The organism is Actinomadura sp. BRA 177 (assembly GCF_013372625.1).
In the GTDB taxonomy this organism is placed as follows: Bacteria; Actinomycetota; Actinomycetes; order Streptosporangiales; family Streptosporangiaceae; genus Spirillospora.
This window is the reverse complement of sequence record NZ_JABXFD010000725.1, coordinates 1-12,356: the sequence shown is the minus strand read 5'-3', so window position 1 is coordinate 12,356 and position 12,356 is coordinate 1. Positions and strand designations below refer to the sequence as shown.

Annotated in this window: 13 protein-coding genes and 1 pseudogene; 6 read left to right on the top strand and 8 right to left on the bottom strand. The window is 71.6% G+C overall.

The features are described from left to right. From HUX53_RS39360 to HUX53_RS39340, 5 genes are all read right to left on the bottom strand, one after another. Positions 1 to 724, bottom strand: a 724-nt coding sequence (locus HUX53_RS39360) for an anti-sigma regulatory factor (RefSeq protein ID WP_176408354.1), incomplete at its 3' end; no start/stop codon positions are given. Then, positions 712 to 1,122 carry an ATP-binding protein gene (locus HUX53_RS39355; protein ID WP_176408353.1) on the bottom strand — a complete coding sequence of 137 codons (411 nt, stop codon included), beginning with the start codon at positions 1,120 to 1,122 and terminating at the stop codon, positions 712 to 714. The genes HUX53_RS39360 and HUX53_RS39355, both read right to left, overlap by 13 nt. Beyond that, on the bottom strand, positions 1,119 to 1,493 hold the full coding sequence (locus HUX53_RS39350; protein ID WP_176408352.1) for an STAS domain-containing protein: 375 nt from the start codon (positions 1,491 to 1,493) through the stop codon (positions 1,119 to 1,121). The genes HUX53_RS39355 and HUX53_RS39350 overlap by 4 nt, the downstream gene beginning before the upstream one ends. Further along, entirely contained in the window at positions 1,493 to 2,326 is an 834-nt protein-coding gene (locus HUX53_RS39345) for an STAS domain-containing protein (RefSeq protein ID WP_176408351.1), read from the bottom strand. Before HUX53_RS39345 ends, HUX53_RS39350 begins: the two co-directional genes overlap by 1 nt. A 107-nt stretch (positions 2,327 to 2,433) precedes the next feature. Further along, positions 2,434 to 3,273, bottom strand: a complete 840-nt coding sequence (locus tag HUX53_RS39340) for a DUF4253 domain-containing protein (protein WP_176408350.1) — start codon at positions 3,271 to 3,273, stop codon at positions 2,434 to 2,436. Between the two features lie 182 nt (positions 3,274 to 3,455). On the opposite strand from HUX53_RS39340, the gene HUX53_RS39335 reads away from it, so the two are divergent. The 4 genes from HUX53_RS39335 (at position 3,456) to HUX53_RS39320 (ending at position 8,137) form a co-directional block, all read left to right on the top strand. Beyond that, the gene (locus tag HUX53_RS39335) at positions 3,456 to 4,673 is read left to right on the top strand and encodes a sensor histidine kinase (RefSeq protein WP_176408349.1); all 1,218 of its coding nucleotides are present in this window, start codon (positions 3,456 to 3,458) and stop codon (positions 4,671 to 4,673) included. Continuing rightward, positions 4,661 to 5,299, top strand: coding sequence for a response regulator transcription factor (locus HUX53_RS39330; protein WP_176408348.1), 639 nt, complete (start codon positions 4,661 to 4,663; stop codon positions 5,297 to 5,299). Before HUX53_RS39335 ends, HUX53_RS39330 begins: the two co-directional genes overlap by 13 nt. Beyond that, positions 5,296 to 5,739 carry an NUDIX domain-containing protein gene (locus HUX53_RS39325; RefSeq protein WP_176408347.1) on the top strand — a complete coding sequence of 148 codons (444 nt, stop codon included), beginning with the start codon at positions 5,296 to 5,298 and terminating at the stop codon, positions 5,737 to 5,739. Before HUX53_RS39330 ends, HUX53_RS39325 begins: the two co-directional genes overlap by 4 nt. A 61-nt stretch (positions 5,740 to 5,800) precedes the next feature. Then, the gene (locus HUX53_RS39320; RefSeq protein ID WP_176408346.1) at positions 5,801 to 8,137 is read left to right on the top strand and encodes a penicillin acylase family protein; all 2,337 of its coding nucleotides are present in this window, start codon (positions 5,801 to 5,803) and stop codon (positions 8,135 to 8,137) included. On the opposite strand, the gene HUX53_RS39315 is transcribed toward HUX53_RS39320, so the two are convergent. Then, complete coding sequence (locus HUX53_RS39315) at positions 8,124 to 8,783, bottom strand: TetR/AcrR family transcriptional regulator C-terminal domain-containing protein (protein ID WP_176408345.1); 660 nt, start codon at positions 8,781 to 8,783, stop codon at positions 8,124 to 8,126. The two genes, HUX53_RS39320 and HUX53_RS39315, sit on opposite strands and share 14 nt — an antisense overlap. 74 nt (positions 8,784 to 8,857) lie before the next feature. On the opposite strand from HUX53_RS39315, the pseudogene HUX53_RS39310 reads away from it, so the two are divergent. Together HUX53_RS39310 and HUX53_RS39305 are read left to right on the top strand one after the other, a co-directional pair. Continuing rightward, a pseudogene (locus HUX53_RS39310) lies at positions 8,858 to 10,427 on the top strand (ABC-F family ATP-binding cassette domain-containing protein). 274 nt (positions 10,428 to 10,701) lie between these two features. After that, on the top strand, positions 10,702 to 11,073 hold the full coding sequence (locus tag HUX53_RS39305) for a DUF6086 family protein (protein WP_176408344.1): 372 nt from the start codon (positions 10,702 to 10,704) through the stop codon (positions 11,071 to 11,073). A gap of 63 nt (positions 11,074 to 11,136) precedes the next feature. Here HUX53_RS39305 and HUX53_RS39300 read toward each other — a convergent pair whose 3' ends face one another. Beyond that, on the bottom strand, positions 11,137 to 11,946 hold the full coding sequence (locus tag HUX53_RS39300) for a hypothetical protein (RefSeq protein ID WP_176408343.1): 810 nt from the start codon (positions 11,944 to 11,946) through the stop codon (positions 11,137 to 11,139). Between the two features lie 3 nt (positions 11,947 to 11,949). Beyond that, a complete protein-coding gene (locus HUX53_RS39295) occupies positions 11,950 to 12,228 on the bottom strand; it encodes a hypothetical protein (RefSeq protein WP_176408342.1) in 279 nt (92 codons plus the stop codon). Between the last annotated feature and the right edge of the window lie 128 nt (positions 12,229 to 12,356).

Here is a 12,356-nt window from a genome sequence, read left to right as displayed (position 1 = left end):
TATTTAATACTGATGTGAGTATGCGTGTTCGGTGTTGGTGTTGTGGGCTCGGGGGTGTGTATAAGAGACAAGTCGCCGAGTTGCTCTGGGCGTAGCTTGGGCCCCTGACGCTTGCCCACCGCGCGGCCAGCGGCCCGTGCCCGAGCCCGTCGCAGAGCAGCGCGTAGACCGTCCCGTCCACCAGCCGGGCCGTGTAGGCGTCGCCGCACTCCTCCTCGCCCTCGATCGGCACCGTCAGGCCGGCGAATGGCGGTTCCGCCGCGTCCGGATGGGCGGCTGCGCCCGGCGGCCGGAACCGCGCGTACAGCACCGTGCCGGTCTGGGGGAGCGAGTACATCCCGCACCCGTCGGCGAGCCGCTCGATCGAGCCCAGCCCCAGGCCGAGCGTGCCGCGGGTCGAGAAGCCGTCCAGCCGGGACACCGGCACGTCGGCGATGCCGGGCCCGCGGTCGAGGGCGACGAACTCCAGCACGGCGCGCCCGTCGTCCCGCACGATGCGGACGAGCATCTCGCCCTGCCGCGCGTGCTCGACGAGGTTCGTCGCGGCCTCGGTCGCCGCGAGCCGCACCTGTTCGAGGCGCTCCCCGGCGAACCCGAGCCGCTCGGCGAGCGCGGTGACCCGCCGCCGCACCCCGGCCGCGGCGCTCTGCTCCTCCACCCGCAGCCGCAGCGAGTCGCCGGCGGGCGGGCTGGTCGTCCAGCCGTCCCCGGTCAGCGCGGCCATTTGGCCACCGTCACCGTGGTGCCCTTCCCGGCCTCGCTCGTCATGCTGAACTCGTCGCTCAGCCGGCGCGCCCCGGACAGGCCGAGGCCGAGCCCGGTGCCGCTCGACCAGCCCTCGGTGAGGGCCTGCTCCACGTCCGCGATGCCGGGGCCGTCGTCGTGGAAGACGATGCGGATCCCCGGGCGGCCCCGCTCGCCGTCCGCCGGCTCGATGCGCATGGTGCCGCCGCCGCCGTGCGCGTAGGTGTTGCGCGCCAGCTCGCTGGCCGCCGTGACGATCTTGGTCTGGTCGACCAGGGACAGCCCGGCCGCCGCCGCGGCGGCCCGCACCAGCTGCCGGACGCGCACCACGTCATCGCCCGACGCGATCGGCACCTCCTCCCCGGCCGGGGACGTCACGGCCCGTCCGCCGGGCCGTCCGCGGAGGCGCCGAGCAGCCGCATGCCCTTCTCCAGGTCCAGCGCCGTGCGCACCCCGCCGAGCGAGAGCCCGAGCTCCACCAGCGTGATCGCCACGGCGGGACGCATCCCGACCACGACCGTCTCGGCGTCCATGAGCCGCGACATGGACGCGATGGTGGCGAACGTCCGGCCGATGAACGAGTCGACGATGTCCACCGCCGTGATGTCGATGATCACGCCGCGGGCGCCGGTGGCGACGATGCGCTCCGCCAGATCCTCCTGCAGGGCCAGCACGGTCTGGTCCTGCAGGTCGACCTGGATCGACACGAGCAGGACGTCCCCGATCTTCAGGATGGGCACGCGCTCCATCAGGCCTCCGCGTCCCGGACCGGGCGCAGCCCGCTGCGCCGCAGCGTGTACGCCAGCGCGTCGGCGAGGTCGGCCTTCGTGACGATGTCGCCGAACTCGATGCCGAGCGCCACGATCGTCTGCGCGATCTGCGGCCGGACGCCGGAGATCACGCACTCGGTGCCCATCAGCCGGGCCGCCATCACGGTCTTCAGCAGGTGCTGGGCGACCTCGGTGTCCACGGCGGAGACCCCGGTGATATCGATCACCGCGAACCGGGAGCCGGTGTCCACCAGCGACTCCAGCAGCGTCTCCATCACCACCTGGGTGCGGGCCGAGTCCAGGGTGCCGACGAGCGGGACGCCGAGGATCCCGTCCCACAGCCGCACCACGGGCGTCGACAGCTCCAGGAGCTGCTCGGCCTGGTCGGCGATGACCTGCTCGCGGGCGGCCGCGTAGGTCTCGAACGTCGCCAGCCCGAGCTCGTCCACGTAGGCCGAGAAGTCGATGAGCTCGCCGTAGGCGCGCTGGTCCCGCGTGGACCGGACCTGCTCGTACAGCGCCTGCTTGAGCGCGAACACGCCGACCGCCGTCTCGGTCGGGCTGAACCTCTGCCGGGCCCGGGTGCGCGAGATCTCCGCCAGCGCCGCCCGCAGCTCCCCGGCGGCCGTGCGGTCGCCGCGGAGGGCCCGCTCGACGAGGTCGTACAGCTCGGTCAGTTCCGCCCTGATCTCCCGCTCGGTCATCCGTGTGCGGACGCCGGTGCCGACCAGCTCGATCCAGCGGTCGAGCACCGGCTGCCGCCAGGTGCGCAGCAGCTCCGCCACATGCCGGCCGCCGGATTCCTCGGTCATGGTCGCGCCCCGGTGCTCACCCGCCCCACCGTAACCGCCCGGCGGACCCGTCTCACCAGGGATGACCTGGACGTTCACGCGGCATGACCACGTTTTGGATCAGCGGGTCAGTCCCACCAGAACGACCAGTGGGTCCTGCCGCGGATCTCCTCCGCGTACCCGGCGAGGGTGCCGGGCCCCTGGAACAGGATGTCGGGGCAGAACGTCCAGTGCTCGGCCGCGACATGGACGGCGTGCCGGGTGGTGACCGGCGGCGCGGCGACGCTGAGCTCCAGCGTGTTGAACCCGAGCCCGATGACGCGGGCGCCGAACCGGTCCTCCCAGCTGCGCAGGACGGCCGACAGCGGCGCCGTCCACTCGTTGTGGTTGAGGGCGCCCTGCCAGCCGACGGCGGTCAGCGCGTCGGCGCCGCGGCCGACGGCGGCCAGGCCGAGCGGCAGGCCGCGGCCGGCGAGGACGCGGGCGTAGCGGTCGGCCACCGTGCCCGGGTCGTCGAGCGGCACCCCGGCGGGGGCGGGGCCGGGGCAGTGCCGGCCGTAGGGGGCGAGGTCGTCCAGGTCCTCGTCGGCCGCCTGCTCGGCGAAGTCGGCCCACACCTCGTACATGAACGCGTGGGGGTGGTAGTTGGCGACCTCGCCGACCGGCTCCGGCGCGATCTGGCCGGCCGCCCAGGGCTGGTCGGTCTCGTCCATCAGCAGCGGCCACAGCCCGGACCGGTGGTGCTCGGCGCGCAGCGCGGCCCACAGCTCGGCGCCGACGGGGTCGTCGCTCAGCCAGAACGCGGGCCGCAGGTCCGGCCGCCGCTGCGGGTAGCCGGGGTCGGGCCAGACGAGATCCCCGTCGGGCAGCGGCGCCGACAGCGTCCGCGCGGCGGTGTCGTCCCCGACGCCGTCGCCGAACAGCTGCGGCAGGTCGCCCGGCAGGTGCCGGACCTCCACATCATCCATTTCACGCCGTTCCGGTACAGAGCATGCCAGTGGCGATCGTAACGGCGGCGGGCCCGCCCGGGGGACGACCCGCACGGTTCCGTCGTTCCGGGCACCCTGGTGTAGCGGGCTACACCCTCTTTCCGGGGGCGGGCCCGGCTGCGCGGGACCTCCCGGTCCCTTACGGTGAGCGGCGAGGTGACATGAGAAGCGCACTGAATCGCAGCGCGGAGGCGACCCGCGAACTGGTCCGCGCCCTCCGCACCGCCCTGCCCGCGCTGCTCGGGCTGGGCCCGCTGCTGGCGTTCGCCGTCCTGCTGCCCCTCGCCCTGCCGTGGCTGCCGTCGGCGGTGCGGCCGCTGCGCGCGCTCGCGGACGCCGAACGCCGCCGCGCCGGCCGGCTGCTCGGCCGCGAGATCCCTGCGCCGTACTGGCCGGTCGGCGAGGGCGTGGCGGCGGGACGCCGACTGGCCGGGTCGTGGACCACCTGGCGGGACGCGGCCTGGATGGCGGCGCACGGCCTCACCGGCCTGGTGGCCGCGGTGCTGGCGGTGGGGGTCTGGCCGGCGATCCCGTTCACGCTGTCGCTGCCGCTGTGGTGGTGGGCGGCGCCCGAGGGCTCCACGTCGGCGATCATCACGCTGGACAGCTGGCCGAAGGCGCTGACGATGCCGTTCGTCCAGGGGGCGCTCGACCTGTTCATCCTGCTGTGGCTGGTGCCGCGGCTCGTCCGCTGGCAGGCCCGGCTCGCCGCGGCGCTGCTCGGCCCGACCGGCCGCACGAGCCTCGCCGAGCGGGTCGAGGAACTGACCGAGACCCGCGCCGAGGCCCTGGAGGCGCACGGCGCGGAGCTGCGCCGCATCGAACGCGACCTGCACGACGGGACGCAGGCGCAGCTCGTCGCCGCCGCGCTGCGCCTCGGCCTCGCCGACCGCCGCTACCGGACGGACCCGGACGCCGCCCGCGACCTGTTCCTGGAGGCGCGCGACGGCATCGAGGAGGCGCTGACGCAGCTGCGCACCGTGATCCGCGGCATCTACCCGCCGATCCTGTCCGACCGCGGTCTCGCTGGGGCGCTGCGCGCGCTCGCCGCCGGGCAGCCGATCCCGATCGAGATGGACGTCGCGGACGGGCGGGCGCCCGCCGCCGTCGAGGCCGCCGCCTACTTCGTCGTCGCCGAGGCCCTCACCAACGTCGCCAAGCACAGCGGCGCCCGGCACGGCCGGGTGGTACTGCGGCGCGAACCGGCCCGCCTGGTGATCAGCGTGCGCGATGATGGCAAGGGCGGGGCCGACCCGGACAGGGGGAGCGGCCTCGCGGGCATCCGCCGCCGGGTGGCGGCGCTCGACGGGACGACCCGCATCGACAGCCCCCACGGAGAAGGGACGACGCTCGAGGTGGACCTGCCGTGCGGATCGTGATCGCCGAGGACAACGTCCTGCTCCGCGAGGGGCTCGTCATGCTGCTGAACGCGGGCGGGCACGAGGTCGTCGCCGTCGCCGGGCAAGGACCTGATGTGCTGCCCGCCATCCTGGAGCACCGTCCGGACGCCGCCGTCCTCGACGTCCGGCTGCCGCCCGGGTTCCGCGACGAGGGGCTGCGCGCGGCGATCGAGGCGCGCAAGCGGATCCCCGGCCTGCCGCTGCTCGTGCTGTCCCAGTACGTCGAGGAGACCTACGCCGCCGAACTGCTCGCCGGTGGCGCCGAGGGCATCGGCTACCTGCTGAAGGACCGCGTCAGCCGCATCGACGAGTTCCTGGACGCCCTGGACCGCGTCGCCGCCGGCGGCACCGCCCTCGACCCCGAGGTCGTGTCCCAGCTGATGACGACCCGGCAGGACCCGCTGCAGGCGCTCACGCCCCGCGAACGCGAGGTCCTCGGCCTGATGGCGCAGGGCCTCGACAACGCCACGATCGCGTCCACACTGGTCATCACCGAGCGGTCGGTCAGCAAGCACATCGGCGCCGTGTTCGCCAAGCTGGGCCTGCCGCCTTCGGACAGCGGGCACCGCCGCGTCCTCGCCGTGCTGGCTTATCTGAACTCGTGAGAATCCGCCGCGCCGTCCGAGCCCTTCTGCTGGACGGCGACGCGCTCGTCCTGATCCGCCGCACCCGCCCCGGCCGCCCCGTCTACTGGACGACTCCGGGCGGCAAGATCGAGCCTTCCGACGCGTCTTCGGAGGCCGCGCTGCGCCGCGAACTGGACGAGGAACTCGGCGCGACGGCGGGCCCGCTGCGCCAGGTCTTCGCGTGCGCGGAGCAGTCGCCGGACCTGCACCGGCTCAACACCTTCTATGTCTGCCGCCTGACTTCGATGGACTTGTCGCGCCGCCACGGCCCCGAATTCGACGACCCTTCGAACGGCCGCTACGACGTCGACATTGTCCCCTGCGCGCCCGACTCGCTGGCCCCTCTCGCCCTGATCCCCGAGACCCTCGGCGCCTACCTGCACGATCACGCCGCCGACCTCCCCGGCCTCGTCCCGTAGGTCTTGCCGAACGCGGCGGCTTATGCCAATTTTGCGGGACTTCTGTGATCAAGGAGCGCCCATGCCGCGTACCGGTCCGCGCATTGCCGGAGCCGCCCTGCTCGCCGCCGCCGTGCTGACGCCCGTGTCCGCGTCCGCGGCCACCGTTGGCGAGGGCGGCATGTCGGCGACCATCCGCTACACCGAGTACGGCATCCCGCACATCACGGCACCGGACTACGCGGGCCTCGGATACGGCACCGGCTACGCGGCGGCGAAGGACAACATCTGCCTGATCGCGCAGGGCGTCATCACGCTCCACGGGGAACGCTCCAAGTACTTCGGACCGGACGCCTCGCCGGACAAGGCGCTGTCGTCGGCGTCCACCAACCTGGCCAGCGACGTCTTCTTCACCGCCATCAACGACAGCGGCATCGTCGAACGGCTCGCCGCCGCGCCCGCGCCCGACGGGCCGACCGGCGAGGTGCGCGAGCTCAGCCGGGGCTGGGCGGCCGGCTACAACCGCTACCTGAGCGAAGGCAAGATCACCGACCCGGCGTGCAAGGGTGCCGCGTGGCTGCGGCCCATCACCGAGATGGACGTCTACCGGCGCGGCTACGCCCTCGCCATGCTCGGCGGCTCCGGCATGGTCACCGACCAGATCACCGAGGCGGCGCCGCCGGACGGTGCGCAGCCCAAGACCGCGTCCCTGCAGAAGACCGCCGAGGGCGCCCGCAAGCTGCTGGCGAACACCGACATGGGCAGCAACGCGATCGCCGTGGGCGCCGACGCCACCGCGAACGGGCGCGGCCTGCTCCTCGGCAACCCGCACTATCCCTGGCACAACGGGCGGCGCTTCTGGCAGATGCAGCAGACGATCCCCGGGAAGCTGGACGTGAGCGGCGCCGCGCTGCTCGGCGCGCCGTCCGTCAACATCGGCCACACCTCGACGTTCGCGTGGAGCCACACCGTCGCGACCGGCGTCCCGTTCAGCCTGACCGAGCTGCGGCTGGTGCCGGGCGACCCGACGTCCTACTTCGTGGACGGCAAGATCGAGAGGATGACCCAGCGGCGGGTCACCGTCCAGGTGAAGCAGCCCGATGGATCGCTCAAGCCGGTCGCGAAGACCCAGTGGCGGAGCCGCTACGGGCCGATCGTCACGTCCGTCTCGTCCATCGGGCTCCCGTGGACGACCTGGAACGCGTACGCGATCACCGACCCGAACGCCACCAACCTGCGCCTGGCCAACACCTCGCTCGCCTTGGACAAGGCCCGCACCACCGACGACGCCGTCCGCGCGCTGAAGCAGACCCAGGGGCTCCCTTGGGTCAACACCATCGCGTCCGACTCGCGCGGGGAGACGCTGTTCGCGCAGATCCAGGTGCTGCCGAACGTCACGAACGCGTTCGCGGACCGCTGCAACAGCCTCCTCGGACACTTGACGTTCCGCCAGGCGGGCCTCGCGATCTTGGACGGCACCCGCTCGTCGTGCGCACCTGGGAACGCCCCCGGAACCGTCCAGCCGGGCATTCTCGACCCCGACCGGTATCCGGTGCTGACTCGGGGCGACTATGTCACCAACTCCAACGACAGCTACTGGCTGTCGAACCCGGACGAGCCGCTGACCGGCTACGACCGCATCATCGGCGACGAGAAGACCGCGCGCAGCCTGCGCACCCGAAGCGGCATCATCTCCGTCCGGGACCAGCTGGCAAAGAGCAAGTTCACCCGCGCCGACATGCAGAACCTGGTCTTCGCGAACCGCAACCAGGCGGGCGAACTGGCCGCCGCCGGCACCGTGGAGATGTGCCGCGACATGCACCTCGGCGAACCCTGCGACGTCCTGGCCAAGTGGGACAGGACGGCCAACACCGACAGCCGAGGCGCCCTCCTCTTCGACCGCTACTGGCGCAAGGCCCTTTCCGCCTGGGACCTGTGGAAGACGCCGTTCAACGCCTCCGACCCAGTCCACACCCCACGCGACTTCAACACCGGCTCCTGGGCCGCCCGCAAGGCCCTGATCGACGCAGTCGACGAACTACGCAAGTCGAACATCCTACTCGACGCGCCCCTAGGTGACCACCAGTACGTCACCCGCAACGGCGAGAAAATCCCGCTCGCCGGTGGCACCGAGGACCTCGGCATCCTCAACAAGATCGAGGCACCGTGGACGCCGGGCAAGGGTTACACGGAGGTCACCATGGGCTCCAGCTACATCCAGGTGGTCAGCTTCGACGGCGACGCCTGCCCCGACACCCGAACTCTCCTCACCTACTCCCAGTCGGCCGACCCGACATCCCCGCACTACGCCGACCAGACCCGCCTCTTCTCCAAGAACCAGTGGGTCACCGAACGCTTCTGCTCCAACGAGATCGCCAAGGCGCCCGGCCTCAAGGTCGTGACCCTCACGGGGAAGTGACGCAGCCGATCCCGTCGAGGAGATAGTCGAGCCCCTGGACGAACGCGGCGTCGCAGTCGCCGTCGTCCAGATGGCCGTGCTCGGCGAGAGCCGGGTACAGATCGCGGTTCCGGGCGAGGTGCTCGGCGGCGGCGCTCGCCGTGTCGCTCTGCGCGCCGACCTGCATGAGCGCTGACCCGATGACGTAGTTCGCCACTGCGTAGGCGGCGGTGGCGAGCCGGGTGCCGGCCAGGCCGGTCGTGGCCAGCGTCGCGTAGAGGAAATCGGTGCGAGCGAGCACGTTGGGGCCGAGCAGAGGACGCCCGCCCAGAACCGCCGCCGACCACGGATGGTCGAGCATCGCGCGCCGCCAGCCTGACATCAGGGCGATGACGCCGGCGCGGCACCGAGCTCCGGTCTCCGGCAGCGGGACGTCACCGAAGATCGTGTCGAGTGCCAGTTCCAGGACGTCGTCCTTGGTCTTGACGTGCCAGTACAGGGTCGTGGATCCGGTGTCGAGGCGCTCGGCGAGGCGTCGCATGGTGAGCCGTCCGACGCCCTCCTCGTCCAGCAGCACCACGGCCTCGGCGACGATCCGCTCCCGGGACAGCGGTGGCCCCTCCCGCCGCGACCGGTGCCCTTCGCGCAACCACACGCTCTCCGTCATGCGACCGAGACTAGTACATTGAACGGGTACCAAATCATTGGTCGAGTGACTCGACCGCTGTCCTAGGAGGCCGGATGGGGCACATCGAGGCGAGCCGGCTGACCTACGTGCTGCCCGACGGGCGCCTCTTGCTGGACGATGTCTCCTTCCGCGTGGGAGAGGGTGCGAAGGCCGCGCTCGTCGGCCCGAACGGGGCGGGCAAGACCACGCTCCTGCGGCTGATCGCGGGTGATGTCCAGCCGTCGGACGGCGTCGTGACCAGCACCGGCGGCCTCGGCGTGATGCGGCAGTTCATCGGCGGCATCCGCGACGGCCGAACCGTCCACGACCTGCTGCTGTCGGTGGCCCCCGAACGAGTACGCGACGCGGCGGACCGCCTGGCCCGCGCCGAACGCGGCCTGGACGACGGCGAGCCCAGCCAGCTCGCCTACGCCGAGGCGATCACCGACTACACGGACGCGGGCGGCTACGACATCGAGGTCGTCTGGGACGCCTGCATGACGGCCGCGCTCGGCCTGCCGTTCGACGAGGCGAAGGCCCGCGGCGTGACGACCCTTTCGGGCGGGGAGCAGAAGCGTCTCGTCCTGGAGGCACTCCTCTGCGGCCCGGACGAGGTGCTCTTCCTCGACGAGCCCGACAACTACCTGGACGTGCCGGCGAAGGAATGGCTGGCGGAGAAGCTGCGTGCCACGGTCAAGACCGTTCTCCTGGTGTCCCACGACCGGCGACTCATCGCCGACACGGCCGACCGGATCATCACCGTGGAGTCATGCGACATCTGGATCCACGGCGGCGGTTTCACGGGCTACGCGCGGGCCCGCCGCGAACGCACCGAACGCCTCCACGAGCGGCGCCGCCGCTGGGACGACGAGCACACGCGCCTGAAACAACTCGTCCACGTACTCCGCCAGCGCGCCGCCAACAACGACGCGGTGGCTTCCTCCTACCAGGCCGCCCGCACTCGCCTCCAACGCTTCGAGGAGGCGGGCCCGCCCCGCAGCGCACCCAAGGACCAGAACGTACGGATGCGCCTCCGCGGCGGTCGCACCGGCAAACGCGCGCTGATCTGCGAGTCACTGGAGCTGACCGGCCTGACGCATCCTTTCGACACCGAGATTTGGTACGGCGAACGCGTCGCGGTGCTGGGCTCGAACGGCTCGGGCAAATCGACATACCTGCGCCTGCTTGCCGGGCATGACGTCCCCCACACGGGCGAGTTCTGCCTTGGCGCCCGCGTGATGCCCGGCCTCTTCGTTCAGACGCACACCCGCCCCGACCTGCACGGCCGCACGCCCGCTGAGATCGTGATGTCGCAGCACGCGCTCACCCGCAACGACGCCATGGCCGCGCTCGCCCGCTACGAACTGGCTCCCGCCGGCTCCCGCCCGTTCGAGACCCTCTGGCGGCCAGCAGGCCCGCCTGCAGATCCTGCTCCTGGAACTGTCCGGCGCGACGCTGCTCCTCCTGGACGAACCGACCGACAACCTCGACTTGGCCAGCGCCGAAGCTCTCCAGAAGGGGCTGGCGTCCTATTCGGGCACCGTCCTGGCCGTCACCTACGACCGCGGGTTCGCCGCCGACTTCGACCGCTACCTGATCTTCACCTCATCCGGCCACGTCCACGAGTCGTCCACCCCCACATAGCGTCCGGGCCGTTCAGGTGCCGGTTGAGGGCCGGGGTGAGCACAGCCCCCCGTTCTGCCTGGGGACGACCCGGTCGCTCTCAGTGCGACCCCAGGCCGGCACGACCGAATCACGAACCGCACTCCGGAGAACGCCGCCCCACCTTCGAGGCGCCGCGCCAAAGCCACGCATCCGTCGGTGGGACGGGCGCAGCGAGACGTCCCGCACCGACCGGGGGACTCTAGGATCGACGATCACCTGCACCCTGCTCAAGCGCACTGCGGCAAGGAGGGCGATGAGCCAGTACTTTCAGATCGGCCAACGCGTCCTCTGGAATCCTGCGACAGGCGTCGCTCAAGTCTTCCTGCGCGCAGCGGAGTCGTTCGCCACCCTGACGGACCTCCCATCGGGTCTCGGCCCGATGGAGGCGGACGAGTGTGAGATCGACGTTGAGGTCTTCAGCACGTTCGTGGACGCCCTGATCCGCCGATACGCGCGCTCGAACCACGTGATCCTCCGGTCCCTCATGGAGGGATTCACCGCGACCGCCATCGTCCTGGTCGACCGCGGTGGTGGTCGTCTACCGGCGCTGGAAACCCCGAACGACCCCGGCATTGCCGCACTGGCCGAGCTCAGTCGGCACCACGACGACGCAATGGTCACCTGAGCCATCCGCAGAAACCCAGCGAAACAGCCGCCGCCGAAACCCATGAGGACACCCCCGACTTGTCTACGACGGGGCGCGTCGGCGGCGCGGGTATGAGCGGGGGAGACGGGGGCCCCAGAAAGGCCATGCCCAGGTCTTGGGGTCGCCGAGTTCGGAAGCGGTCAGGCCGGGACCGACACCGGTGAGTTCGGCGACCAGGAACTCGGTGATGGTTCCGCCGCCCTCTGCCTCTTCGCCATGATCGGTCCGCACGGTCCAGCGGTCGGGATCGGGATCGCCGGTGTCCCACAAAAGCCAGTCGCGGCCTTCGGTGCTCCCGCAGTACAGCAGGCCGCCCGGCTCGGGATGCACTACGGGGCGAGGTTTTCCGTCAAGCCCCCACTCCGGCTTCGGCCTCGCCATCTCCAGGAGCAGCTCGGCATGGGACGTGTGCCGGGAGGCCAGGTCGTCCGGGTGTTCGATGAAGAAGCCGTTGAAAACGATCCAATGGCCGTAGCAGTAGGTCTCGTACAGGCGTTTGTAATCGGCGGGCAGCCGCGGGACGCCCAACTGCCGCTCGATGGCCTTCCAGTCGTACGTGCCCGGAGTCCCCGGCCCAACGATGGTCTGCAGTTGGGCCAGCGGATCCCGCGTCCCGCCCTCGGCCGGAGGGGTGGGGCCCACCGGGTGGCCGGCGGGGACGAGCGTGCGCTCGCGCGCTACGGGCGGGAGGGCAAGGACGGGCAGGTCGAGGAGGCCGTCCAGCCACTCGCCGAGGAACTCGGTGGTGGTGAGGTTGAGCTGCTGCGCCCCGTGCCCGTCGAGCGCGACCAGCCAGCGGGCGGGGTCGTCGTCGAACGGCAGCCACCAGCACGTCTCCCCGCCGGCGAACACGCCTTAGAGCCGCGCCTGTGGATGCGGTGGTGTGACCTTGCGCTGCTCGGCCTCGCTGTCGAAGCCCTCCTCGGCGCAGCCGGGAGCGAGAAGGCGGAGCACGCCCGCGAGCGTTCCCGGGCCGCTTCGGGAGATCAGCGCGACATAGTCCTCGGGGAAGGCGCCGGCGGGAAACCGCGGCGGCGAGGCGGCGGGCCGCCCGTCCTGGACGATCTGGAGGGTCGCGGCGAGTTCCCGGCCCGCTTGCCGCAGTCCGGTGACGGTCGGGACGGGGTCGCGCATCCGGCGCCTTTGCGGTCCAGGGGTGTGCAGTGGACGGGCAAGATCTTAACGCGGCGGCGCATAGCGGGGCTGTGATAGCCGTCGGGTGAATCGGTATTTGTCCGGGGGTGTGGGCGGGGGGAGGGTGG

Bases quoted from the DNA above. Each gene is read 5' to 3' on its own strand.
- HUX53_RS39320 (WP_176408346.1), top strand. From the start codon at position 5,801: ATGCCGCGTACCGGTCCGCGCATTGCCGGAGCCGCCCTGCTCGCCGCC.
- HUX53_RS39345 (WP_176408351.1), bottom strand. From the start codon at position 2,326: ATGACCGAGGAATCCGGCGGCCGGCATGTGGCGGAGCTGCTGCGCACC.
- HUX53_RS39315 (WP_176408345.1), bottom strand. From the start codon at position 8,783: ATGACGGAGAGCGTGTGGTTGCGCGAAGGGCACCGGTCGCGGCGGGAG.
- HUX53_RS39350 (WP_176408352.1), bottom strand. From the start codon at position 1,493: ATGGAGCGCGTGCCCATCCTGAAGATCGGGGACGTCCTGCTCGTGTCG.
- HUX53_RS39305 (WP_176408344.1), top strand. From the start codon at position 10,702: ATGAGCCAGTACTTTCAGATCGGCCAACGCGTCCTCTGGAATCCTGCG.
- HUX53_RS39340 (WP_176408350.1), bottom strand. From the start codon at position 3,273: ATGGATGATGTGGAGGTCCGGCACCTGCCGGGCGACCTGCCGCAGCTG.
- HUX53_RS39335 (WP_176408349.1), top strand. From the start codon at position 3,456: ATGAGAAGCGCACTGAATCGCAGCGCGGAGGCGACCCGCGAACTGGTC.
- HUX53_RS39295 (WP_176408342.1), bottom strand. From the start codon at position 12,228: ATGCGCGACCCCGTCCCGACCGTCACCGGACTGCGGCAAGCGGGCCGG.